The sequence below is a fragment of the Tissierella sp. QWL-11 genome, from assembly GCF_058683765.1.
This window is the reverse complement of the sequence record NZ_CM178750.1, coordinates 2,480,055-2,506,795: the sequence shown is the minus strand read 5'-3', so window position 1 is coordinate 2,506,795 and position 26,741 is coordinate 2,480,055. Positions and strand designations below refer to the sequence as shown.

Below are 26,741 nucleotides of genomic sequence, written 5' to 3'. Positions count from 1 at the left end.
CCCTTTACAATCTAAGTCGATCTATGATATACTAATAAAGAACATTTATACTCTAAAATGGAAAAATAAATAATACTGAATTCTGAAAAGAAGCGGGGGACCCAATTATTAGGGATGAATCCTAAATCTAGGAAGGGCTATACCCTTAGTCCTAATCCGACAGCTAACCTCGTAAGTTAACAAAAGGGGAGTAATCATGCTAATAGCAGAACTGTGGACTCCATGGTTCTTTTTTTGCCCCAAATTTTGATTTGCATATAGAGTAAATTTTATTTGGAGAGGATGATAGCATTGAAAAAAGAACTTAAATATTGTGTTATAGGTGCTGGAAATGGAGGTCTTGCCATGGCCGGGTATCTTGCTATGTGCGGGTATTCAGTAAACCTATATAATAGAAGCAGAGATAAGCTTTTATCTTTAATAAAAGACCCGATTATTTACTTAACTGGAGAAGAAGATGGCTTTGGCAAATTAAATATAGTTACGGACGACATAGAATTAGCAATAAGAGATGTAGACATAATAATGATAACTATACCGGCTATGGGACATTATAATATGGCAAAACAAATGGCTCCACATCTAAGAGATGGACAAATTATAATCTTAAACCCAGGAAGAACTGGAGGAGCATTAGAAGTATATGAAACTTTATTAAGAGAAAGAAAAAGAAATAATATAATAGTGGCAGAAGCTCAAACATTTATCTATGCAGCAAGAGCTATGAGTTCTAACCATTCACATATATATAAATCAAAAAAAGAAGTAAGCTTAGCAGCAATACCAGCCACAAAGACAAACTACGTATTACAACTTATCAACGAGGCTTATCCTCAATTCATATCTGCTAAAGATATACTAGAAACAAGTATAAACAACTACGGTGCAATATTTCATCCAGGCCCCACACTTTTAAATAGTGGACATATAGAAAGAGGAGCACCATTTGAGTACTACACAGAGGGAATAACCCCATCAATAGGTAATTTTTTAGAAAAAATAGATAGAGAAAGAATAGAACTTGGAAAAATACTTCAAGTGAGCACAATTTCTGCTAGAGAATGGCTATACGAAAGTTATGGCGCTGAGGGAAATTCTATTTTTCAAGCAGTTCAAAATAATCCTGCCTATAGAGGTTTACAGGCTCCAAAAGGACTATTTATAAGATATATTTATGAAGATGTTCCATATAGCTTAGTGCCTATGGAATCTATGGCAAAGGCTGTAGGATTAAGCACTCCAGCTATAACTTCACTTATAAATATAGCTGAATTAATGACAAATGCAAACTTTAGAACAGAGGGAAGAACTGCAGATAGATTAGGACTAGAAGGGCTTTCTATTACAGAAATGCACATGCTTGCAAGAAATGGTGTTATAGTTAAACGAGATTTAGAGGAGGTAGTTTAATGAAAAAAATGATAGGTGCTACCATAGGAAATTGCGTCCATGTAGCAGGAGTTATGAGCTATTTAAATTTAGCAGAAAATGAAGGATATGAGGTTGAATTTCTAGGAATTGGTTTAAGTATAGATAATTTAATAGAATTAATTAAAGAAAAGGATCCAGATATAATAGGACTTTCCTATAGATTAACACCTGAACCTTTAAATAATATATTGAAAGAATTAAAGACAAAAATAGAAAAGGATAAAGAATTAAAAGATAAAGTATGGTTATTTGGTGGAACTGAACCCACGAGTATTGTAGCAGAAAAATATGATATATTTACTAAAATATTTTATGGAAATGAAGATATAGATGAAGTCATCTCTTATCTAAAGGGAGAAGAGGGACTTGAAGATGAAAAATATCCTAAAAATATAGTTGATAGAATAAGTTCAAAGTATCCTTATCCAGTTTTAAGACATCATCTAGGTCTTAATTCTATAGAAGAAACAGTAGAAGCTATAGAAAAAATTGCGGATAAAAAGGTGTTAGATATAATATCTGTAGCTCCAGATCAAAATGCTCAAGAATTTTTCTTTGATCAAGAAAATATGGATAAAAGTCTAGATGGAGCTGGAGGAGTACCAGTAAGAACGAAAGAGGATTTGAAAATTCTTTCTAAAGCTACAGAAAGAGGGAATTATCCACTTTTAAGATCCTATAGTGGAACTAAAAATCTTGAAAAATTTGCACAGGTTTTAAAAGATAGTATAGATAATGCTTGGTGTGCAGTACCATTATTTTGGTATTCAGAATTAGATAAGAGAGGTCCTAGGAAGCTAAAGGATGCCATAATAGAAAATCAAAATTTAATGAAATGGCATGGAAGTAGAAATATACCAGTAGAAGTAAATGATCCTCATCATTGGAGTCTTAGAGATGCCCATGATGCTATAGCAGTTGCAGATGCATATATAGTAGCGTATAATGCTAAGAAGATGGGTGTAAAGGACTATATAGCTCAGTTTATGTTCAATGTACCTGCAAATATTTCACCTGAAAATGACTTAGGTAAGATGCTTGCAAAAGTGGAGCTAATAGAAAGTCTCGTAGATGATAATTTTAAGGTTTATCGTCAAGCTAGGGCAGGTCTTGCAAGTTTCCCAGCAGATTTAGATCAAGCTAAGGGACAATTGGCAGCATCAGCATATTTAGCTATGGCAATAAAGCCACATATCTATCATGTAGTAGGATTCTGCGAGGCACACCATGCAGCTAAGGCAGAAGATGTAATAGAGTCTTGTAAGATTGTAAGGGGAATATTTAAAAATGAATTTTTAGGTTCTATTGACTTAACTAAGGATGAAAATGTACAAAATAGGAAAAAAGAATTAATCCAAGATGCAAAAGTCATAATAGAAGCTATCAAATCTCTAGGGGATGTACAAGACCCATTAGCTGATCCAGATACTTTGGTAGAAGCAGTAAGAATAGGCATACTAGATGCTCCTCAACTCAAGGGAAGCAAGATTGCAAGAGGAGAATTAAAAACTAGAATGGTTAGTGGCGCTCTTTATCCTTATGATGAGAAAGAAGCTAGGATTATTCCTGAAAAAGAGAGAATAGAAAAGATTTTATCTAATCATAGATTGATGAGAAATAAAAATAAATAAGTGATATAGTAATAGTATGGATATTTAAATATTCGTACTATTATTTTTATTAGGGGGATTTATATGGATATCAAGGCTTTGAGAAGAGAATTTCATAAAATAGCAGAACCAGGTTGGTTAGAGATACAAACTACCATCAAGATAATAAATTACCTAAAATTCTATGGATATGAGATAAAATATGGAAAAGAAATCCATAGCGAAAATAGAATGGGACTTCCTACAGAAAAACAGAGAAGAGAATATATAGATAAATTAGATATAGATGTAGACTATGATATATCTGAAATTCTAGAGGGCTTTACTGGGGCTGTGGCAACTTTAGATACTGGAAAAAAAGGTCCCGCTATAGGTATGAGATTTGATATAGATGCAAATGAAATAAAAGAATCTCTTGATAATGATCATATTCCAAATAGGGAAAACTTTAGATCTGAAAATGATTTTGCTATGCATGCCTGTGGTCATGATGGGCATATAGCTATAGGGATTTCTATGGCTAAATGGATTATGGAAGAAAAAGATAATCTAAAGGGGAAGTTTATATTGATATTTCAACCTGCAGAAGAAGGGGTAAGAGGAGCAAAAGGAATGGTTGAAAAAGGGGTATTAGATGAAGTGGACTATTTTCTTGCAGGACATATAGGTCTTGGAGTAGAAAGTGGATTATTAGGACTTGGAACTATAGGATTTTTATCTACTTCTAAAATGGATATTAACTTTAAAGGTGTATCTTCTCATGCTGGAGCAGCTCCAGAATTAGGTAAAAATGCCTTACTTGCTGCGGCGAGTTGTTCATTAAATCTTCATACTCTAACTCAATTTGCATCTGGAATGACTAGATTAAATGTGGGGATTTTAAACGCAGGAACAGCTAGAAATATAGTTCCAAGTGAAGCTACTATGAAAATAGAGATTAGAGGAGAAAATGAAAAAATAACTAAAGAACTAGATAAAAAAGTTAAAGATGTTGTGGAAGGTTCTGCAAAGACCTTTGATGTAGAATATGAAATAGTAGAAGAGGGAGGTGCTCCTGCCTACAATAAATATGATAAAGAGTTTGTAGAAATGATAGCAAAGGACTTAAGAGAAAAAGGATTTAATATAGATATAGCAAGATCTCTAGGTGGGTCAGAAGATGTAACGTATATGATGAATAGAGTAGAAGAAAAAGGTGGAAAGTCTATACATTTTGGATTTGGGACCACACTAGCAGCAGCTCATCACAATAATAAATTTGACTTTGAAGAGGAAACACTTGATATGGCCTTTGATGCTTTAACAAACACAATAAAACTTTTAATAAAATGAAAATAATGAAATAGATAAAACCCCCAAAGAAAATGGGGGTTTTATCTATTTCAAGAAGTCTAATGATGCAGCTGACATTGTTTTTATACCTATTGGTATACTTCTTTCATCTATAATTAGATTTGGATTATGAAGAGTAGTTTTACCCTTATTTAAATCTGATTCAATTCCCAACCAATAATATACAGAAGGGACTACTTTAGTAAACTCGGAAAAATCTTCAGCTCCAGATGCAGGGTTTTCAGCAATTATAACATTTTCCTCTCCTAAAACATCTATAAAGCTATTTATAGCTTGATTAGCTAAGTCTTTATCATTTATTACTGCAGAATATCCTTTAATATACTCTACATCACATTCACAACCTAGTCCTTTTGCTACATTTGTTGCGATTTCTTTTATTCTCTCAGGCATGAGTGCTGATATCTCAGGCTTAAAGGTTCTAACTGTACCTTCTAAAACTACCTTATCACAGACTACATTGTATCTACTACCTCCATGAATTGTACCCACAGTAACTACTGCATTTTCCATAGGGTCCACATTTCTACTGATTATAGTTTGTAAAGCAGTGATGATATGACCTGCTGCTACAATTGCATCTGTACCTGCTTGAGGTTGAGATGCATGGGATGACTTTCCTTTTACTGTAATATATATTCTATCAGATTGAGCCATCATAGTATCTTTTCTAACTGCGATTTTGCCAAGGGGAGCATTCCATACATGAAGTGCCATGGCAGCATCTACTTTAGGATTTTCTAAAACTCCATCTTCTATCATATATCTTGCTCCACCTGTAGGATTTGACTCCTCTGCAGGTTGAAATACAAATTTTACATTTCCTTTTATATTATCTTTTAATTCACTTAATACTCTAGCTACACCTAGCAATATAGAGGTATGCACATCATGGCCACATGCATGCATCATTCCAGGAACCTTTGATTTAAAATCTAAATCTGTAAGTTCATCCATAGGTAGACAATCCATATCAGCCCTTAAGAGTATTGTCTTTCCTTCTTCTTTACCCTTCAAAACACCAACTACACCCATCTTACCTACTTTATCTTCTACTTCAAGTCCAAGTTTTAAAAGTTCATTCTTTACAATTCCACTGGTTCTAATTTCTTTCATACCTATTTCAGGATTTGCATGTATGTCTCTTCTTATTTTAATAATGTCATCTAAATGTTTGTCTATAATTTTGTCTAATTTTTCCTTCATAATTTTGTCTTTTCCTCCTTATTATAAGAACAAAGTTCCACCTGGTCCCAATGGCATTCCTGTAAAGTACCAGACTACAGATAATACAATCCATGCAGCAAGCATTACAAGGCTATATGGAATCATAAGTGATAAGAGAGTACCTACTCCAGCTTCTTCATCATATTCATTTAATAATCCTAGTACTATTGGAAAATAAGGGAACAGTGGTGAGATTATATTTGTAGTTGAATCTCCTATTCTATAAAGCATTTGAGTAAGTGCAGGACTATAATTTAGTAAAGCTAACATTGGAACAAATATAGGGGCAAGTAATGCCCATTTAGCAGAACCACTACCAATAAATAGGTTTACAAAAGAACAAAGAATTATGAAACCTATAAATAGAGGAATACCTGTAAATCCAGTTGCCTCTAATATATTAGCACCAGATACTGCTAATATAAGACCTAGGTTTGTCCAATTAAAGTAGGCTATAAATTGACCAATTATAAATGCTAACACTATAAATGAACTCATTCCTTGGATAGCCATAGTCATGTATTTAGGTACATCTGCACTAGATTTAATTTTACCTATAGATATACCAAAAGGTATAGAAGTTGCCATAAATAAGATTAAAAGCAGTGGAATAATTCCTTTAAGAAGTGGTGATCTGTTTATTAAAGATCCAGTCTCAGGATTTCTTAGAAAACTGGTTTGGGGGAAAGCTAATATAAACACAACAATTACATATATAAGTAATCCGATTCCAGCAGCTTTTAAAGCTTTATTTTCTTCAGGTGATACTTCTTCGCTAGTTATTTCTTTACTACCTTTATATTCTCCTAATCTAGGTTCTACAATTTTTTCTGAAACTAGCATACCTATTATAGATAGTACAATAGTAGATACAATCATGAAATACCAGTTTGAAGTAACAGATATTTCAGGAGCTCCTACTATTTTAGAAGCTTCATTTGTAATACCGGATAAAAGGGCATCTGTACCAGCTATAAAAAAGTTTGCACTAAATCCTGCTGTAGTAGCAGCATAGCCTAGAGCTACACCTGCTAGAGGGTTTCTTCCAATAGATAAAAATATTATAGCAGATATAGCGGGTATTATAACTATTGCCGCATCAGAGGCTATATTACCATTAATACCAATTAACATAATCATAATTGTAATTAGCTTTGGTGATGCTCCAAGAATTGTCTTTCTCATAAAAGAAGACATAAGTCCAACTTGTTCAGCTAAGCCTATACCTAAAGCCATAGTAAGTACAAGTCCTAAAGGAGCAAAGCCAGTAAAGTTTTTGACGGCTGTAGATAGTGCAAAGTTAAGGCCTTCACCAGATAGCAAATTATTAGCTAGTACCATTTCACCAGTAGTTGGATTTTCAACTGATAGTCCAGTTTTGTTGGCAATAAGTGATACTACAGCAACAATTGCTATTAACCAAGCAAACATTATAAAGGGATGTGGAAGTTTGTTTCCCACTCTTTCTACCCAAGCTAAAAATCCTGTGTTTTGACTTTTTGTTTTTGAATTCATTAAATTAATCCTCCTTTTAATTTAATTTTAACTACAAATAAACAATATTTGCCATAAACAAACAATATTCACCACCTTCTACTTGTAGTTTCAATAATTTTGAAAATTTTTGCAAATGATTGTCATATAAAATTATAACTCAATTCAAGTTATTTTACAATATTCAACCTAACAATTTATAGTTTGAATTCATATAATAAAAACATAAATATTATTTTAAGAAGGTGATGGAATGGAGAAGCCTAATTTTTTAATCATTATAGTAGATGAAGAAAGATTTCCACCTATTTATGAAAATGAAGAAATAAAAACTTGGCGTAGAAAATATCTAAAGGCACAAAATTTCTTGAGGCAAAATGGTTTAGAATTTAATAATCACTACACTGGAAGTACTGCATGTTCTCCAAGTAGAGGCACATTATATACTGGACAGTATCCATCCTTACATGGAGTAAGTCAAACATCTGGAGTAGCCAAAGGAGACTTTGATAATGATATGTTTTGGTTAGATAGAAATACAGTGCCTACAATTGGGGATTATTTAGTTAAGGCAGGATATAAAACTTTTTGGAAGGGAAAGTGGCATGCTTCTCAAGCTGATATATTAATTCCCGACACCCATGATTCTTTTCTTAGCTACAATAGTGTAAATGGCTTACCAGAAGGGGAAAAAGAAAAAATATATCTTAATGCTAATCGGCTTAATGAATATGGTTTTGATGATTGGATAGGTCCAGAACCCTTTGGAAGTCAACCACATAATTCTGGATCGTCTGCAGCAATTGGTATAGATGGACGGGATGAAGTATATTCTCACCAAGTAGTTAATTTAATTCGAAATTTAGATGACAAACCCTGGGCAATAGTTTGTTCCTTTGTCAATCCTCATGATATTGCTCTTTATGGAGAAATTTCAAAACTTGACCCTTTATTTAATTTTAAGGTTGATGATTCAGTACCTATGGTTCCCAAAGCCCTCACTTCTAATGAAAATCTAGATACAAAGCCTATAGCTCAAAGAAGTTATAGAGAAGTTTATCCAAAAGCACTACAACCACTTATAGACACAGAATTTTATCGTAGGCTGTACTATTCACTACAATTACAAGTAGATAGAGAAATGGATAAGGTTTTAAAAGCTCTTGTCAATTCACCCTTTTATGAGAACACTATAGTAATATTTACATCTGATCATGGAGAGATGCTTGGAGCTCATGGAGGATTATATCAAAAATGGTATCAAGCATATGAAGAAACTATTCATGTTCCTTTAATAATTCATAATCCTAATTTATTTAATAAACCTAAGCAAACAAATGTATTAACTAGTCATGTTGACATTCTACCTACAATACTTGGTCTTGCTGATGTAGATACTAAAAAAGTTCAAGAAGAGCTAAAAAGAAGTCATACAGAGGTCCATCCTTTAGTGGGGAGAGATTTATCTCCTATGATTGTTCACAATAGAGAGTTTGAAGGTATCAATGAGCCTATATATTTTATGACTGATGATGATGTAACAAAAGGTCTTGATCAAAATACTGTTTTAGGGGAACCCTATCAGTCTGTAGTTCAGCCGAATCATGTTGAAACTGTTATTGCTAAATTGAAAACAGGAAGTAATAATAAAGAGGAAATATGGAAGTATTCTAGATATTTTGATAATCCCCAATTCTGGAGTTCTCCTGGGTGTGAAGATGAAACTACAGTAGAAGAATGTCCAAAATATCCTATTGATGGAGTAGAATACTGTTGGTGTTTAAAAAGTATTAAAACTAAACCTACTTCAGATGAATTTGAAATGTATAATCTAACAAATGATCCCTTAGAAACTAAAAATTTAGCCCACTCTAATTTTCAAACACCTGAGAGTAAAATTGTTCAAGTGGTATTAGCCAATATGTTAGAAGAACAATGTAGACAAAAGCGTCTATATCCATCTAGTGGTGATGTTCCAGGAAAACCCAATTGTCCATTTTGCTCACCTGATTTGATTTATAAGTAAATAAGACTCTCTAATTTAGAGAGTCTTATTTTTACTAATGGATTTTATGGTTTGGTTTATTTATTTAAAAAGTCGATTGCATACTGAGCATATAAGCTTGCAGATGTAATCATAGCATCTTCATCTATATCGAATTTAGGATGGTGATGTGGGTAGCATGGAAGTTTTTCCTCGTTTTTAGAACCTACAAATGCAAATGCAGTTGGGCAATGATCTGCAAAGAATCCAAAGTCTTCTCCCCCTGTAGTCTTTTCAAATTTAATTAAGCCATCTTCACCTGCTATTTCTCTAACTGCACCTTCTCCGATTTCGGACATTAGGGGATCATTTATTGTAGGCATAACCATTTGAGTATACTCTACTTTAACATCAGCTCTATAGTTTTTAGCAGTATTTTCTGCAACTCTTCTAATCTGATCTTCAAACTGTTCATTTACTTCTCTACTAAAGCATCTAGTAGTTCCCTCCATATATCCTTCACCTGCTATTACATTCCATCTTGTACCTGATTTTATCATACCTACAGTTACAACAGCAGGGTCTAGTGGAGAGATTTCTCTACTAACTATAGTCTGTAGGTTTATAAGGATTGCAGAAGTAACTACAGTAGCATCTATAGTTTGATGAGGCATAGATCCATGTCCACCTTTTCCTGTTACATATATTTTAAACATACCAGCTGAAGCCATTCTTGGGCCAGATTCTATAGACACCTTCCCAACTTCACAATCATTCCAGATATGGATTCCGAAAGCACCATCAACACCTTCTAAAGCCCCATCTTTAATCATTGCAAGTGCACCTTGAGCAACTTCCTCTCCTGGTTGGAAAAGAAGTTTAACATTTCCGTTAAATTCATTTTTTTTATCCATTAATATCTTTGCAGCTGTTAAAAGTCCAGCCGTGTGAGCATCATGACCACAAGCATGCATTATTCCATCAACCTTAGATTTGTAAGGTACATCATTTGATTCAGGAACTTCAAGTGCATCCATATCAGCTCTTAAAGCTATGGTCTTTCCTTCACCTTTTCCTTTTATAATAGCAACTACTCCAGTTCCACCACATTTAATAGGGTCTAGTCCCATTTTTTCTAATTCTTCCATTACTCTTTTTTGAGTATTATACTCTTTCATGCTTGGCTCAGGATTCATATGAAATTCTCTTCTCATTTTAACAGCATAATCATGATATTTTTTTGCTAATTCTTTTACTTTCATCTTTATTCCTCCGCTAATAAATTTTATTTTAAAGTATATCAGAAAATTAGGAAAATGTATATGTGTATGGAAATATATTATAAAATTTCTAAGTAAATTGTACTTATTTCAAATTTATTATCTAAAAAGAATAACCCAACTAAAGCAGGGTATAAAATACTTAGACACTTAAAGGAGATGAAAAATATGCATAGAAAAATAAAAAGATATATTGAATGTATGAAAACTTCTGATGGAGCAGGGGTAAGTTTAAGAAGGGTCTTTGGAAAAATTGAAGCAGAGGAATTGGACCCATTCCTAATGATGGATTTTTTTGACTCTACGAATCCAGATGATTATATAAAAGGATTTCCTTGGCATCCACATAGAGGAATAGAAACAGTTACTTATCTTATATCAGGTGAAATAGAGCATGGTGATAGCATTGGAAATGAAGGAGTTATAAATGATGGAGACTGTCAGTGGATGACAGCAGGCTCTGGTATACTTCATCAAGAGATGCCAAAACCTTCAAAAAGAATGTTGGGAACTCAAATATGGTTAAATCTTCCTAATAAAGATAAAATGACTGAACCAAAATATAGAGATATAAGAAAAGATACAATACCTGTATATGAAGAAAAGGGGAAAAAAGTCCATATAATAGCAGGGAATTATAAGGGAGAAAAAGGACCATTAGAGGTAGTAGAAACAGATCCAACATTTTTAGATATAGAACTTGAAGAAAATAATGAGTTTATATTAGAAACACAAAGAGAATATAAGGTATTTTCCTTCTTAGTAGAAGGAGAAGCAGATTTCAACATCGAAAAAGGAGAAATGATTTCTGCGCCTATGGGAGTATTGTATGAAGAAGGAGAAAAAATAAAGATAAATACAGGAGAAAAGAAAGCAAGAATTTTCCTTTTAATGGGCAAACCTTTAAATGAGCCTATAGCATGGGGTGGTCCTATAGTTATGAATACTAAAGAAGAGTTAGATTTAGCCTTTAGAGAGCTAAAGGAAGATAAATTTATAAAATAGATTGGAACAATCTTATAGGATATACAAAGGTCCAACCCTTTAAGAGTATTTGGATAAATTACTTGAGGATAGAAAAGACGCTCTTGGAAAATTAAGAGTAACTATAAGTGAAAATATTAAAAAGGATTTTGAAGAAACTATGTTATATAATATGATAGCATAGTTGTTTCCTGTTAGGATTTATCCTTCTAGGTATTATGTAACTCCAAATGAGCCATTACCATTTATAAGTATTGGTTCACAAAAGAATCATATTGATATTTATCATATGGGAATATATATGTTTTGTGATGTATTAGAATGGTTTAAAAAAGAATATACAAAACATATGAAAACAAAATTAGATATGGGAAAGAGCTGTATTAGATTTAGAAATGTAAAAAACATACCATATGATTTAATAGGAGAACTATGTAGAAAGATGAGTCTTAAAGATTATGTGGATAAATATGAAAATGAGGTTAATAAATGAAATTTGTAATGAGGAGATGCACTGAGATGCATCTTTTTCATTTAGATAACTTTAATATAACTATAGCTAATTAAAAGCATTTATTGACTAAGACAATAAAATGAAGTATAGTATAAGTAACAAAGGTAATAGATAGTAGATTTGGAGGATGGATATTTGATAGGATTAGAATATATTCTAGGTATTTATAATATGCAACATATAGAATTAGCCGATAGATTAGGTATAAAAAAACAAAATATAAATATGTGGATTAAGAGAAAACAGAATATTCCTAAAAAATATTTTCCTGTTTTAGAGGAGTTATTTGGGTTAAATAAAGAATATTTTATTAAAGAATTAACAGAAATAGAAAAGCTTGAAATCCAAAAAGAAAAATTAAAAAGAGACTTAAAGCCTATAATAAAAAAACATGAAAGAGAATTTAAAGTTGGAGAAATAAACGATATTGTGGAAGTTCCTATATATGATAAAGAAGAAATAAATACAATAGAAAGAGATATAGAAAAGGCAAAACTAGTTTCAAGATTTAAAGAAATGTTAGATATAGTAGACAATAATCCATATATGGATACTTATAGACTAATGATGGAGCTACTAGAAAATGCTCAACAAGAAGTAATAGTTCATAAGACAATTGAAGCCCTAGCCCATTACTACAATCTATTACCAAATTGGATATCAAGTAGTCCAGGACAAGATGAATTTGAAGAAGAAATATTTGAAGTGTTTGACGATCACAATTTTTAGAATTGTAGAGAATTTTGTCATTCTGAATGTAATGAATAATCTTGTATTTGAAATTAAATAAAAGGAGATAAAAAGATGTCAACAGCCAAGATAGGATTTGAAGAAACACTGTGGAAATCAGCGGATAAACTAAGAGGAAGCATGGACGCATCTGAATATAAGCATGTGGTATTAGGATTAATATTCTTGAAATATATTTCTGATAAATTTGAAACAAAACATCAAGAACTAGTAGAAGAAGGAGCAGGATTTGAAGAGGATAGAGATGAATATACATATGAAAATATATTTTGGGTACCAAAAGAAGCTAGATGGGATTTTATAAAAGATAATGCAAAAGACCCTAAAATAGGACAATACATAGATGATTCCATGATAGCAATAGAAAAAGAAAATCCAAGTCTAAAAGGAGTATTAGATAAAAGATATGCCAGACCAGAATTAGATAAGAGGAGACTAGGGGAGCTAATAGACCTTATCTCTACAATTAAACTTCATAGCAATGAAGAAAAAGATTTACTAGGAAGAGTATATGAATATTTCTTAGGTCAATTTGCAAGCAGCGAAGGAAAAAGTGGGGGAGAATTCTATACTCCAACTTCAGTAGTTAAAACTCTTGTAAAGATGATAGAACCCTATAAAGGAAGAATATATGACCCTTGTTGTGGTAGTGGAGGTATGTTTGTACAAAGTGAAAAGTTTGTAAAAAAACATCAGGGAAGAGTAGAAAATCTATCAATATATGGACAAGAGCTTAATTCTACTACATGGAAGCTTTGTAAAATGAATCTTGCAATTAGAGGACTAGAGTCAGACTTGGGGCCTAATCATGGAGATACATTTCATAATGATTTACACAAGACACTTAAGGCGGATTATATCCTAGCAAACCCACCTTTCAATATAAGTGACTGGGGAGGAGCTAGTCTTTCTGATGATGCAAGATGGCAATATGGTACTCCACCAGAGGGAAATGCAAACTATGCATGGATACAACATATGATGTATCATTTATCTCCAAATGGAGTAGCAGGGATAGTACTTGCAAATGGCTCTCTTAGCTCAAATACATCAAATGAAGGGGAGATAAGAAAGAATTTACTAGAAAAAGACAGAGTAGACGCAATAGTAGCATTACCTGATAAATTGTTTTACTCCACAGGAATACCAGTGTCGCTGTGGATATTAAACAGAAATAAGAAAAACAATCCACAGTTTAGAATTAGAGAAAAAGAAGTATTATTTATAGATGCTAGAAACTTAGGAGAAATGATAGATAGAAGGCATAGAGAATTAAGTGATGAAGATATAGATAAAATAGCAGATACTTATCATAAATGGAGAAGTTTAGAAAATGAACAAGAAGATTGTCATTCTGAACAAAGTGAAGAATCTTTATCTCAAACACAGCAATATGATTTACCTTTAGTTGCCGAACCTGAACCTCAATATAACACAGATAAATACGAAGATATAAAAGGGTTCTCATATAGTGCTAAATTAGATGAAATAAGAAAACATGATTATGTACTTACCCCAGGAAGATATGTAGGTATAGAAGAAGTAGAAGATGATGGCATCCCTTTTGAAGAGAAGATGGAAACTTTGACAAGTGAGTTAAGTGAGTTGTTTCAAAAATCTAGAGACCTAGAGGAAGAGATAAAGAAGAATCTAGGAGGTATAGGTTATGAGGTTTAGGGAATGGAGAATTGAGAATGAAGAATTGAGGAATTCTAAATTTGATTTAGAAGTGGGTGAGAGTTGTGGGATTTAAGGAAACTGAAGTAGGAAGAATACCTGAAGAATGGAATGTTTATGAATTAAAGGATCTTGTCCAAAAGATAGGTAGTGGAGCTACTCCACGAGGAGGCAAGAAGGTTTATTTACAATCAGGAATTCCTTTTATAAGAAGTCAAAACATATATAATTGTAAGTTTTTAAAAGATGGAATAGTTTATATAAATGAAGAAAGTGCTAGTAAATTAAACAATGTTAAATTATATAAGAATGATATTTTATTAAATATTACAGGTGACTCAGTAGCTAGATGCACAATGCTACCGGGAAAATACATTGGAGGTAGAGTAAATCAGCATGTTGCTATTATTAGATCTCATGTTGAAATATTGAATCCTAATTTTCTTAAATATTACTTAGTCAGTGATAACATGCAAGCATATATGCTATCGTTAGCTAAAATGGGAGCAACCCGTGCTGCTTTAACTAAAGGAATGATAGAATCATTTAAAATACCAACTCCACCTATTAAAGAACAAAAAGCAATAGTAAACATTCTTTCAACACTAGATGAAAAAATAGAAATTAACAATCGAATTAATAAAAAACTAGAAGAAATAGCACAAACTATTTTCAAACACTGGTTTGTAGACTTTGAATTTCTAAATGAAGATGTAAAACCTTATAAATCTAGTGGTGGAGAAATGGTTGAAAGTGAATTTGGAATGATACCTAAGGGATGGGATGTTGTAAAAATAAAGGATGTTCTTGATTTTGTTATTGGGGGTGATTGGGGAAAGGCTGAAGAAAATAATATATATAATAAGAAGTGTTATTGTATAAGAGGTGCTGATTTTCCTGATATATACAGTGGAAATCGAGCAGACATTCCAATAAGATATATAAAAGAAAACAGTTGGGGAAAACGGAAGTTAAAAAACGGGGACATTGTATTAGAAATTTCTGGAGGAACTAAAGGAAGGCCTACGGGTAGAACCATATTTATAGATCAAGGTCTTTGTAATGAATATGAAGATGAATTGTCATTTTCAAATTTTTGTAGAGTATTAAGAACAGGTGAACTACTTAACTCTAAAATTTTATATTTTTATTTACAATATTTATATGATATAGGGATTATGGAAACACATCAAGTACAATCTACTGGCATAGCCAATTTCCAGTTAACTCAGTTTATAGAAAAAGAGTATGTTATAGTACCTTCTCAAAAAATTCAAAGTAAGTTTTCTAAAATAATCAATAGTCTTTTTAAAAGGAAATATATCTTTGAAAACAAAACTCTCAAAAGTCTTCGAGACACACTTTTACCAAAACTAATGTCAGGAGAAATAAGAGTACCGTTAGATAATTGATAATTTAAAATGTAGAATGGAGAATAAAAGTACAAAATAATTCTCAATTTTCAATTATCCATTCTAAATTCAAAAAAAAGGAGTGATTTTTTTATGAAGTTTGGACCAAGAAAACCTAGTCTTAAAAAGCGTATATCTGCAAGAACTAGTCTAAAAAGACAAATAGTACACAGAGCAGGGCTTAAGATGCCTAAAGGATATGGATGGGTTAGAAATCCTAAGAAGTATGCATATAACAAAGTTTACAATAAGACTTCATTTGATATATTTAAAGTATTAAAGAAACTTTTTAAATAACAGGAGGTGGGGACTTGAGTTTATATGAAAATTTCACAGAAGACTTTTTAGAAGAAGCTTCTATAGAGATTTTAGAACAAATGGGATACGAGTATGTATTTGGTCCAGATATATCTCCGGATGGAGAATATGCAGAGAGAAAAGGCTATAGAGAAGTAATATTAGAGGGTAGAGTGAGAGATGCACTATTTAGAATAAATAAGGGAATTCCATCTGAAGCCCTAGAAGATGCATATAGAAAGATTATTTCTTTTAACAGTCCAAGTCTAACTGAGAACAATAGAAATTTTCACAAGCTTTTAACAGAAGGAATAGAAGTTTCCTATATGGATAAAGAACATATAAGAACTAAAAGGGTTCAGATAGTTGATTTTGATGATAAGGACGGAAATAAAAATAACAATGAATTTTTAGTAGTAAACCAGTTTACTATACTAGAAAAAGAAGAGAGAAGGCCAGATCTTGTTTTATTTATCAATGGTATTCCATTAGTAGTAATTGAACTCAAATCAGCTAGTGATGAAAATGTAGGTATAGAAGAAGCTTATAATCAGATTCAAACATATAAAGAGGATATACCTTCATTATTTAATTACAACGCTTTTTGCATATTATCTGATGGAATAAATGCCAAGGCTGGTACTATTACATCTAATGAAGAAAGATTTATGAATTGGAGAAGCATAGATGGAAAGGCTATAGAGCCATTATCAAGTCCGCAGTATGAGGTTTTGTTTAATGGTATGCTAAGGAAAGATAGATTACTAGATATCATAAAAAACTTTCTATTATTTCAAGAATCATTTGAAGATGAAAAAGGTGTAGATGGAGAAAAAATAGGCTCTAGAAAGACTATTATCAAAATTTTAGCTGCATATCATCAATACTTCGCAGTTAAAAAAGCTATAGAAGAAACTAAAAAGTCAACAAGCTCTAAAGGAGATAGAAAAATAGGGGTTATATGGCACACGCAAGGGTCGGGGAAAAGCTTTTCTATGGTGTTTTATACAGCTAGTTTAATCAAAGAATTAAACAATCCAACTATTGTAGTGATTACAGATAGAAATGATTTGGACAATCAATTATTTGAAACATTTTCAAAATCACAAGACATATTAAGGCAAACCCCAAAGCAAGCTAATGTTAGAAAGCTTAGTGAAACTCAAAAGTCACAACAATTAGGAGAAAATTCAAGAGAATTAAATGGATTATATGATTTATTGAATAATAGGGAATCTGGTGGAATCATATTTACAACTATTCAGAAGTTTAAGCCAGAAGATGGAGATATGCCAGTTCTTACAGATAGAAAAAATGTAATCATAATTGCAGATGAAGCTCATAGATCTCAATATGGTTTAGAAGCTAAAACTGATTTAAAGACAGGTCAAGTAAACTATGGTTATGCTAAACACCTGAGAGATACACTTCCCAATGCTTCATTTATAGGATTTACAGGTACTCCTATTGAATTTGAAGACAAATCTACACCTTTAGTTTTTGGGAACTATATTGATATATATGATATGACAAGATCCGTTGAAGATGAAAATACTGTAAAGATATACTATGAAAATAGAATTATAAAACTAGAAGCAGATCAAGAGGAATTAGAAAAAATAGATAGTGAGTTTGAAGAGGTAACAGAAGGCCTAGAAGAATTTGAAAGAGAGAAAAACAAAGCAAAATGGTCTAGACTTGAAGCTCTAGTAGGGTCTCCTAATAGAATAAAAAGATTAGCTGAAGATATAGTAAGTCATTATGAGGAAAAATCTAAGACTATAGATGGTAAGGCTATGGTTGTATGTATGAGTAGAAGAATATGTGTAAAACTTTATGATGAAATAATAAGTCTTAGACCAGATTGGCATAGTCACGATATAGATAAGGGGAAAATCAAAGTAGTAATGACAGGTTCCGCTGCAGATAATGAAAAGATGCAGAAGCATGTAGGTGGAAAAATAAGAAGAGATACATTGGCTAAAAGAATGAAAGACAATAGTGACGAACTTAAAATAGTAATAGTTCGAGATATGTGGCTTACAGGATTTGATGTTCCTTCTATGCATACTATGTATATAGATAAGCCGATGAAGGGTCACAATCTAATGCAGGCAATTGCAAGAGTAAATAGAGTATTTAAAGATAAAGCAGGTGGAGCGGTAGTAGACTATATAGGTATTCTTGAAAGTTTAAAAAAGGCTTTAAAACAGTACACTGATTCAGATAGAAAAAATACAGGAATTGATACATCAGTCGCTATTTCAATTATGATGGAAAAATTGGAAATACTTCAAGGTATGATGTATGGTTATGATTATTCTAAATATATGGGAACTTCTCAAGTCGAAAGAATAAGGTCTATAACAGGTGGTATGGATTTTATACTAGGAAAATCAGAGGAAGAACAAAAAGAATTTAAAAATATATCAGTAGAACTTGCTAAGGCTCACTCACTTTGTGCAGCTACAGATGAAGGCAAGCTATATGCACTTGAAGTAAGCTATTTCAAAGCAGTAAAGGCAAGTTTATCGAAACTACAAGAAAAAAACGCTCCTAAAAAATCAAAGAGAGAGATAGAGGCAAGGGTTAGTCAAATGCTAGAGAGATCTATCATTTCAGAAGAAGTAATAGATGTATTTGATGCTATGGGACTTAAAACTCCTGATGTTTCTATACTATCAGAGGATTTTTTAGAAGAAGTAAAATTCATAAAACATAAAAATCTAGCTGTAGAAATGCTAAAAAAACTTTTAGAGGGACATATAAAGACAGTAGAAAAAAGAAATGTAGTAAAGTCTGAAAAATTCTCAGAAAAGTTAAAAAAGGCTCTAAATAAATATAGAAATCAAGCTATAACAAATGCCGAGGTAATAGAAGAACTTATAAAAATGGCTCATGAAATTAAAAAAGAAAGTGAGGAAGAAAATAATCTAGGTTTAAACGAGGATGAAATAGCTTTTTATGATGCACTTACGGCGGATGAGATAGTAAGGGAATTTATGGAAGATGAAACATTGAAAAAAATAGCTCAAGAATTGACTATAGCTATTAGAAAAAACATAACTATTGACTGGAGCAAGAGAAAAAGTGCTCAAGCAGGAATGAGAAGAATAATTAAAAGACTTCTTGCTAAATACGATTATCCTCCAAAGCAAAGGAAAAGTGCATTAGATATAGTAATGAGACAAGCGGAAAAGATGTGTGGAAATGTATATAGTGAATATATAGAGCAGGATATGGTCGCTGAAAGTGGACAGGATTATTTGATAAGATGATTTTTAGAAAAAAAGCCTTATATAAAAAGGAACCTTAAAGTATATGTAGGATAACAGATATTATGGAACAATATTTAAAAAGGGGGAGATTTGATTATGGGGAAAGTACTAGGTTTAGATATTGGTATTGCAAGTGTTGGACACTGTTTAATAGATACTGATACTGAAAAAATTGTAAATATGGGAGTTCGTATATTTGAGTCTGCAGATGCTGATAATAACAAAGCTAGAAGAGAATCTAGGGGAGCTAGAAGAAACTTAAGAAGAAAAAATTATCGTCTACAATCAATAGATGAGCTTCTTAAAGATAATGATTTTTTTCCACCTAAAGAACTTGAATTAAATCCATATGAATTAAGAGTAAAGGGATTAAGACAAAAGTTAGATAAGTACCAACTATATGCAGCACTTTACCACTTATCAAAGAGAAGAGGAATTTCATATTTAGATGAGGTAGAAGAAGAAGGGAAAATAACGAATGATTCTTTAAATTTAAACAGAAATTTATTAAAAGAAAAGTTTCCTTGTGAAATCCAATTAGATAGGTTAAATAAATATGGTAAGGTAAGAGGTATAATAGAAATAGAAAAAGAAGATGAGAGTATTGAAACTTTAGTTAATGTATTTACAACAAGTTCGTATAAAAGAGAAGCTGAGCAGATATTGAAGGAACAAAGTAAATACTATAAACAAATAAATAAAATTTTTATAGAAAAATATATAGACATACTTACAAGAAAAAGAGAATTTTATATAGGACCTGGTGATGAGAATAACAGGACAAATTATGGAAGATATAAAACAGATGGTAGAACAATAGATAGTATCTTTGAAGAATTAATAGGAAAATGCAGCATATATAAGGATGAACAAAGAGCACCATCATCTTCCTTTACAGCTCAAGAATTCAATTTGTTAAATGATCTAAATAATCTTACTGTAAAAGGTAGAAAGTTAAGTGAAGATGAAAAAAGAGAAATTATAAACCAAATATTAAATTTAAGTCGTTTAGGTATAACTACTATAATAAAAATTTTTAAGAAAGTTACTGGTATAGAAGATAAAAATGAGATAAAAGGTGCTAGTATAGATAAAGATGGAAATATGACTTTTGGACATACCTTTGAAATTGAAAGAAAAATTAGTAGTTTTTTAAAAGATACAAGTATAGATTATGAAGATTTCAGCATAAATGACAAGGATAAATTAGCTATAGTATTAAGTAAAAGTATGGATTATAAATCTTTAGTTAAAAATTGTAATAATAATTTTTTGGAGTTTAAAGATGAAGAAATAGATTTATTATTCACATTTCTTCAAAAAAACAAATCTTTGTACTCTAGATGGCATTCATTTTCATTAAAAATCATGAGAGAAATGAGAGAAGAACTATATAAAGGTACTAAAAATCAAATGAATTTATTAATAGAAAGAGGAATTAAGAAAAGTATTAAAGGGAGCTTCAATAAATACAAATATATCCCTTTAGGATTCTTAGATGAAGAAATATATAATCCAGTTGTAAAAAGATCTATCAATCAAAGTATAAAGATTATAAATGCTATAATAAAAAAATATGGTGATTTGGAAGCAATTATAATTGAAATGCCAAGGGACACAAATCCAGAAGAACAAAAAAAGAAATTGGAAAAAATTCAAGCAGAAAATGAAAAAGAAAAAAATGAAGCGCTTAACAGAGCTAGAAGTGAATATGGGTTTACTGAAGAGCAACTATATAGGCAAAAAGGAATGATGACAAAAATAAGATTGTGGTATCAACAAGATGGAAGATGCATATATACAGGTAGAGTTATTTCTATCCAAGACCTAATAGACAATCCAAATAAGTTTGAAATAGATCATATTATACCGAAATCAATATCTTTAGATGATAGTTTGAATAATAAAGTTTTGTGCTATAATAGTGCGAATCAAATTAAAGGTCAAAAGACCCCTTTTAGGGCTTTCTCTATTAATTCAAATAATATAAATTATAATGATATAAAAGAAAGAGCAGCAAAATTGTTAAAACTCAAAAAGATAAGCAAAACAAAACATGACTTACTTACATTTGAAGAAGATATCAATAAATATGAAATCAGACAAAAATTTATTAGTAGGAATTTAAATGATACAAGATATGCTTCTAAAGCAGTCTTAAATGGACTTCAGGAATATATGAAGGAAAAAAATAAAGATACAAAGATTCATGTCATAAGAGGGAAGTTTACCTATCAAGTAAGAAAAAGATGGGGGATAGAAAAGAACAGAGATGAATCACATAATCATCATGGAGTAGATGCTACAATCGTTGCAGTTTCTTATATGTTAGGTCAAAGTGAAGATACTATAAGAAATCCATTTTTACAAAAAATTGGAACATACGATAAATCTTTTTGGAAAGTAGTTAGCAATAAAGAATATGATAAAGGGGTATATGATTTACCTTGGAAATCTTTTATTAAAGATTTAAATAATGCTAGAAATAAAATAAAATATTCTCATAAAATTGATACAAAGGTTAATAGGAAAATATCAGATGCTACATTATATTCTACTAGAAATATTGATGGAGATGACTATATAGTAGAAAAGTATAAGAATATCTATGATAATCTAACATCTAAAAAAGTAATAAAAAAAATTAAAGATGATTTAGATAAATATGAAGACTTAAAAAATAGTATGATACTAATGAGAAAACATGATTCTAAAACATTTGAAAAGTTAGTTAAGATTATAGAAGAGTATGAAGGAGAAAAGCCAAATCCTTTTGAAGCGTATAGAATGGAACATGGTTATATAACCAAATATTCTAAAAAAGGTAATGGTCCAATTATAAAAGATATAAAATATTTATCTAAAAAGGTAGGACAAGCAGTTAAAATAGAGAAGACAGAAGACTTAAGTGATAATAAAAAAGTAGTATTGCTTTCCTTAAATCCTTTTAGAACAGATGTATATTATAATGAAAAAACAGGTAAATATAAAAATATAGGAATTAAGTATAATGACTTAAAATATGAAAAAGGGAAATATATCATTGAAACAGGATTTTATAATAAGATGAAGGATAATCTTAAAATAGATAATTCATATAAATTTCTATTTTCTTTACACAAAAATGAGATAATAGGGATAGTATATAAAGAAAATCCTAGTATTGAAAAGAGATATAGATTTTTATCCTCTAGGTCAGATAATCCAAATAGAATAGAGATAAAACCTATAGAAAAAGATAAGTTTGAAAAACAAACTCAACCTACAATAGGAAATAAAATTTTAAAATTCAATAAGTATCATACAGATATATTGGGGAATGTATTTCAAGTTAAGGACGAAAAGCTAAAATTTCAGTTTACGGTTGACAATATTAACAATATGTAGTATCATAATATTGTAAATATTTACACAATAGCTTAAGTCCTTAGAGCCTACTAAAATAAGGCTTTAGGCCGAATACGCCCCGTTAAGGGGCTTTTTTCGTTTTTAAATGGAGGTGTAAATATGTCTTGGCGCAATTTAATGATAGATGATGGAGATCATCTCAAAGTATATTTAGATAATATTGAAATATATAAAGATGAAAATAGATACACCTTACCATTGAGTGATATAGGAATAATTGTACTTGATGGTATGATGACGAGTATCACAACTAGATTATTATCAGCTTGTTCTTCTTATAATGTAGTATTAGTAATTTGTGATAAAAAACATTTGCCTTCAGGAATGTATCTACCTTTTAATCAGCATAGTCGAACTGTAAAAATAATAAATAAACAGATTAGATGGAAAGAAAATGAAAAAGAAGAATTGTGGAAACAAATAATAAAATATAAAATTCATAATCAAAGTAAAGTTATGTATCATCATACTAAGAATGAAGAGAGATACTTACAATTACAAGGATATATAAAAGAAGTAAAAAATGGTGATGAATCAAATCGAGAGGGACATGCTGCAAAAGTTTATTTTAATACATTATTTGGAAATGGATTTTACAGAGATTGTGATTGCATTGAAAATGCTATGATGAATTATGGATATGCAATAGTACGAGCCTATATAGCCAGGTCTATAATAGGATATGGGTATAATCCAGGACTGGGGATTTTCCATAAAAATGAATATAATTCTTTTTGTTTAGCAGATGATATATTGGAAATTTTTAGACCGCTTGTGGATACTCATGTAATTTCTTTTTTGGAAAAGAATGAAGAAGTAGAATTTTTAACTCAAGAAATTAGATCACATTTAATTGGTATACTTTCTAAGAGGTGTTTTTTTAATAATAAATATCAGAAGATTTCAACTATAATAAATAAATTTGTTCTTCAATGTGTTGATATTTTAGATCCAGATGAAGAAAAAAATTCAATGATAGAAAATTTAAACATTCTTAGTATTGGAGGATAAAGAGATGAGGTATGTAGCAGTGAGGATTATATGTATATTTGATTTACCAGTTATTACAGACAATGAAAAAAGAGCGTATAGAGATTTTAGAAAGTTTCTATTGAAAAATGGCTTTGAAATGCTACAATTCTCAGTATATATAAGAACTTGTCCTGATAGAAGCTTTGCTAATAAATTTTATAGAAAAATAAAGATACACGCACCTAGGAAGGGAGATATCAAATTATTAAATATAACTGAAAAACAATTTGAAGATATGGAATGGATTACGTGTAGTGATAAAGAAAGAGTAAAGATATTAGAATCTGATGATTTAGTGGTGATATAATGATAGAAATTAGTTTTAAGGGAAGCAATTTATTTGAGTTTAAAGATGAAAACTTCATTCAAATAGTTGGGAATAATGAAGAATTTAAGAGATTAATTATAAATATATATTTAAAGATATTTAATGGGTATAAGTTTTCAGATGTAGATATGGAAGCTATGGAAGGTTACTATCCAGAAGTAAAAAGAGAAGGCAAAGTATTAAATAAAAAAGATATGAAAGTAATTAGAATTTCTAGCGTTCAAGATATTTTTGATGAATTGCAAGTAAAAAAGGGGTCTGTTATTGTAGAATATCTACTTTCTTTAAATGATGAGATATCTGTAACTAAATCATTAGAACAAGTTGAAGAAAGCTTATTAAGCCTAACTGTAGAATTAGATAAACATATAGAAAAAGATGTTTTAATAGATAATTTATCAATAGTAACAGAATTTGCTGGAATTGATTTTAAAAAAATAGTTACTTCCTTTATTGAAATTAACTTTATAAATCAAGAATATATGAGAAAACCATTGTGGTTGTTAAAGGAGATAGAATTAATAAATTTATTTTTAAGTATTATAGAATTATTGATAAAAAATAAAAAGGATATTACTTTTATAATGGATAGTTTAGATATTAGATTAGGGGTAGAAGAGTATAATTATTTTATAAATAAACTCTATACTTTATCAGAAGAAAATTCAAATTTTAAGGTCTGGTTAGTTCCTAAAAGTAAAAATGGGGTTATGATAAATTATAAAATATTTAATAATACCTATATATTAAATGATGAGACAATAATCCTAGGTGATTTTCAGACAACATATGATTCTATCTGTAGAAATTATCCGGATAATAATCTTCCAGTAAAAGAAGAGGTATTAGAATCATTATTAAGATTAATGGCTTTTCATAATAAAGATAAAATTTATTCTAAATCAAAAGAAGTAATTATACTTCAAATTTTTTTAAAATTATTAGATCAAGACCCTATAAAGGTTGAAAATACTAAATTATCAGCTCTTGAATCTAAGTTTTTGACTAGTTTTTAGTTATACATTATAATGTATTTGAGGTTTTAGTATTCTAAGGATTTAAGCTATTGTAAAACGATATCCAATTAATTATAATACGGTTTATAGTTTTAGTATTCTAAGGATTTAAGCTATTGTAAAACATGGTTCTAGCAAAAGTTATCATGTAGCCTGTTTTAGTATTCTAAGGATTTAAGCTATTGTAAAACCTTTATAGAATATTCTAAAACATTAGAGCTAAGTTTTAGTATTCTAAGGATTTAAGCTATTGTAAAACCTGACTATAGATTAGGAGGTATAAAAGTGGTTTTAGTATTCTAAGGATTTAAGCTATTGTAAAACAAACCTTTAATGTGGCCATAGACTCAGTAAGTTTTAGTATTCTAAGGATTTAAGCTATTGTAAAACAACATATGAAAACATATTCGCAAGTAGAGGGGTTTTAGTATTCTAAGGATTTAAGCTATTGTAAAACTAGGAATGGAGTTAGATGAAGTTTTGAGATGTTTTAGTATTCTAAGGATTTAAGCTATTGTAAAACTGCAGAAGAACTTAACGGTGTTGAAGGTTCGTTTTAGTATTCTAAGGATTTAAGCTATTGTAAAACATCAAACTCCTCAGGCTCTAGTTTCCTATGGTTTTAGTATTCTAAGGATTTAAGCTATTGTAAAACTATATATCTTAGAGTTATTACCTGTCTTACGTTTTAGTATTCTAAGGATTTAAGCTATTGTAAAACAAGAAGATATATTTGTAGTCATGAATTAGGGTTTTAGTATTCTAAGGATTTAAGCTATTGTAAAACCGGTGGTGGAAGCAGAACTATTAGTAGATGGTTTTAGTATTCTAAGGATTTAAGCTATTGTAAAACTCCCCTATGGCAAATAGGATATTAACAATGGGTTTTAGTATTCTAAGGATTTAAGCTATTGTAAAACTTGTAGAAGTATGAAATACAGAAGTCGCCTGTTTTAGTATTCTAAGGATTTAAGCTATTGTAAAACTGTAGTTTTCTACTTCTCTTTCTGCTTCCTGTTTTAGTATTCTAAGGATTTAAGCTATTGTAAAACTAGAGTTGGTTAATCTATCATGCTCTGCCGGTTTTAGTATTCTAAGGATTTAAGCTATTGTAAAACTTGACAAAGTCAAACGGTTCCAAGTCCGTTAGTTTTAGTATTCTAAGGATTTAAGCTATTGTAAAACAGAAGTTGTCACTGGTAGCATTGTAGCAGGGTTTTAGTATTCTAAGGATTTAAGCTATTGTAAAACCCAAGCCTCGGATATACATCTCCTATTAATGTTTTAGTATTCTAAGGATTTAAGCTATTGTAAAACCTATAAAGAATTTACAATAGATTAAATCTAGGTTTTAGTATTCTAAGGATTTAAGCTATTGTAAAACATATATCTGCAGTTATCGATCAATCGCTAGGTTTTAGTATTCTAAGGATTTAAGCTATTGTAAAACATATTTAAAAATTTTGTATATTCTTCATACGTTTTAGTATTCTAAGGATTTAAGCTATTGTAAAACTATCTCTATCTTAGACAGTGAGTGTTGGAAGTTTTAGTATTCTAAGGATTTAAGCTATTGTAAAACATATTTAAAAATTTTGTATATTCTTCATACGTTTTAGTATTCTAAGGATTTAAGCTATTGTAAAACTAAAACTACTGTTACTGA

The 26,741-nt window shown here is 30.6% G+C and carries 18 protein-coding genes, 1 CRISPR repeat array and 1 riboswitch (1 of these 20 only partly in view); of the genes, 15 read left to right on the top strand and 3 right to left on the bottom strand.

Features of this window, described 5'->3' with window-relative positions; all coding sequences use genetic code 11:
• Positions 1-63: 63 nt before the first annotated feature.
• A riboswitch (cyclic di-AMP (ydaO/yuaA leader) is annotated at positions 64-193 on the top strand.
• Positions 194-291: 98 nt separating this feature from the next.
• The 3 genes from AC4PG3_RS12400 (at position 292) to AC4PG3_RS12390 (ending at position 4,373) form a co-directional block, all read left to right on the top strand.
• A complete protein-coding gene (locus AC4PG3_RS12400; RefSeq protein WP_492196940.1) occupies positions 292-1,410 on the top strand; it encodes an NAD/NADP octopine/nopaline dehydrogenase family protein in 1,119 nt (372 codons plus the stop codon).
• Complete coding sequence (locus AC4PG3_RS12395; protein ID WP_492196939.1) at positions 1,410-3,062, top strand: cobalamin B12-binding domain-containing protein; 1,653 nt, start codon at positions 1,410-1,412, stop codon at positions 3,060-3,062. Before AC4PG3_RS12400 ends, AC4PG3_RS12395 begins: the two co-directional genes overlap by 1 nt.
• A 63-nt stretch (positions 3,063-3,125) precedes the next feature.
• Positions 3,126-4,373 (top strand): amidohydrolase, encoded by a 1,248-nt coding sequence (locus AC4PG3_RS12390; protein WP_492196938.1) that lies wholly within the window; start codon positions 3,126-3,128, stop codon positions 4,371-4,373.
• A gap of 45 nt (positions 4,374-4,418) precedes the next feature.
• Here the strand turns inward: AC4PG3_RS12390 and AC4PG3_RS12385 are convergent, their stop codons facing one another.
• Both AC4PG3_RS12385 and AC4PG3_RS12380 read right to left on the bottom strand, forming a co-directional pair.
• Complete coding sequence (locus AC4PG3_RS12385; protein WP_492196937.1) at positions 4,419-5,600, bottom strand: M20 metallopeptidase family protein; 1,182 nt, start codon at positions 5,598-5,600, stop codon at positions 4,419-4,421.
• A gap of 21 nt (positions 5,601-5,621) precedes the next feature.
• Complete coding sequence (locus AC4PG3_RS12380; protein WP_492196936.1) at positions 5,622-7,136, bottom strand: AbgT family transporter; 1,515 nt, start codon at positions 7,134-7,136, stop codon at positions 5,622-5,624.
• A 232-nt stretch (positions 7,137-7,368) separates the two neighbouring features.
• On the opposite strand from AC4PG3_RS12380, the gene AC4PG3_RS12375 reads away from it, so the two are divergent.
• Positions 7,369-9,141: a sulfatase family protein gene (locus tag AC4PG3_RS12375; RefSeq protein WP_492196935.1), complete on the top strand. Its 1,773-nt coding sequence runs from the start codon at positions 7,369-7,371 to the stop codon at positions 9,139-9,141.
• Between the two features lie 56 nt (positions 9,142-9,197).
• Here AC4PG3_RS12375 and AC4PG3_RS12370 read toward each other — a convergent pair whose 3' ends face one another.
• Positions 9,198-10,361, bottom strand: a complete 1,164-nt coding sequence (locus AC4PG3_RS12370) for a M20 family metallopeptidase (protein ID WP_492196934.1) — start codon at positions 10,359-10,361, stop codon at positions 9,198-9,200.
• A 186-nt stretch (positions 10,362-10,547) separates the two neighbouring features.
• Here AC4PG3_RS12370 and AC4PG3_RS12365 point away from each other — a divergent pair, with 186 nt between their 5' ends.
• From AC4PG3_RS12365 to csn2-St, 11 genes are all read left to right on the top strand, one after another.
• Positions 10,548-11,384, top strand: a complete 837-nt coding sequence (locus AC4PG3_RS12365; protein WP_492196933.1) for a pirin family protein — start codon at positions 10,548-10,550, stop codon at positions 11,382-11,384.
• Positions 11,385-11,547: 163 nt separating this feature from the next.
• Positions 11,548-11,856 (top strand): DUF1801 domain-containing protein, encoded by a 309-nt coding sequence (locus AC4PG3_RS12360; RefSeq protein ID WP_492196932.1) that lies wholly within the window; start codon positions 11,548-11,550, stop codon positions 11,854-11,856.
• A 156-nt stretch (positions 11,857-12,012) separates the two neighbouring features.
• Positions 12,013-12,606 carry a helix-turn-helix domain-containing protein gene (locus tag AC4PG3_RS12355; protein ID WP_492196931.1) on the top strand — a complete coding sequence of 198 codons (594 nt, stop codon included), beginning with the start codon at positions 12,013-12,015 and terminating at the stop codon, positions 12,604-12,606.
• A 75-nt stretch (positions 12,607-12,681) separates the two neighbouring features.
• Positions 12,682-14,304, top strand: a complete 1,623-nt coding sequence (locus tag AC4PG3_RS12350; protein WP_492196930.1) for a class I SAM-dependent DNA methyltransferase — start codon at positions 12,682-12,684, stop codon at positions 14,302-14,304.
• Positions 14,305-14,369: 65 nt separating this feature from the next.
• Positions 14,370-15,716, top strand: coding sequence for a restriction endonuclease subunit S (locus AC4PG3_RS12345; RefSeq protein WP_492196929.1), 1,347 nt, complete (start codon positions 14,370-14,372; stop codon positions 15,714-15,716).
• Between the two features lie 93 nt (positions 15,717-15,809).
• Positions 15,810-16,013, top strand: a complete 204-nt coding sequence (locus tag AC4PG3_RS12340) for a hypothetical protein (RefSeq protein ID WP_492196928.1) — start codon at positions 15,810-15,812, stop codon at positions 16,011-16,013.
• Between the two features lie 14 nt (positions 16,014-16,027).
• Complete coding sequence (locus tag AC4PG3_RS12335) at positions 16,028-19,291, top strand: type I restriction endonuclease subunit R (RefSeq protein ID WP_492196927.1); 3,264 nt, start codon at positions 16,028-16,030, stop codon at positions 19,289-19,291.
• A 96-nt stretch (positions 19,292-19,387) separates the two neighbouring features.
• The gene (gene cas9, locus AC4PG3_RS12330; RefSeq protein ID WP_492196926.1) at positions 19,388-22,678 is read left to right on the top strand and encodes a type II CRISPR RNA-guided endonuclease Cas9; all 3,291 of its coding nucleotides are present in this window, start codon (positions 19,388-19,390) and stop codon (positions 22,676-22,678) included.
• A 120-nt stretch (positions 22,679-22,798) separates the two neighbouring features.
• Positions 22,799-23,710 carry a type II CRISPR-associated endonuclease Cas1 gene (gene cas1, locus AC4PG3_RS12325; protein ID WP_492196925.1) on the top strand — a complete coding sequence of 304 codons (912 nt, stop codon included), beginning with the start codon at positions 22,799-22,801 and terminating at the stop codon, positions 23,708-23,710.
• 4 nt (positions 23,711-23,714) lie between these two features.
• On the top strand, positions 23,715-24,038 hold the full coding sequence (gene cas2 / locus AC4PG3_RS12320; protein WP_492196924.1) for a CRISPR-associated endonuclease Cas2: 324 nt from the start codon (positions 23,715-23,717) through the stop codon (positions 24,036-24,038).
• Positions 24,038-25,075, top strand: a complete 1,038-nt coding sequence (csn2-St, locus tag AC4PG3_RS12315) for a CRISPR-associated protein Csn2-St (RefSeq protein ID WP_492196923.1) — start codon at positions 24,038-24,040, stop codon at positions 25,073-25,075. The genes cas2 and csn2-St overlap by 1 nt, the downstream gene beginning before the upstream one ends.
• A gap of 23 nt (positions 25,076-25,098) precedes the next feature.
• Positions 25,099-26,741: a CRISPR direct-repeat array (repeat unit 36 nt; unit sequence GTTTTAGTATTCTAAGGATTTAAGCTATTGTAAAAC); it runs 907 nt beyond the window's last position.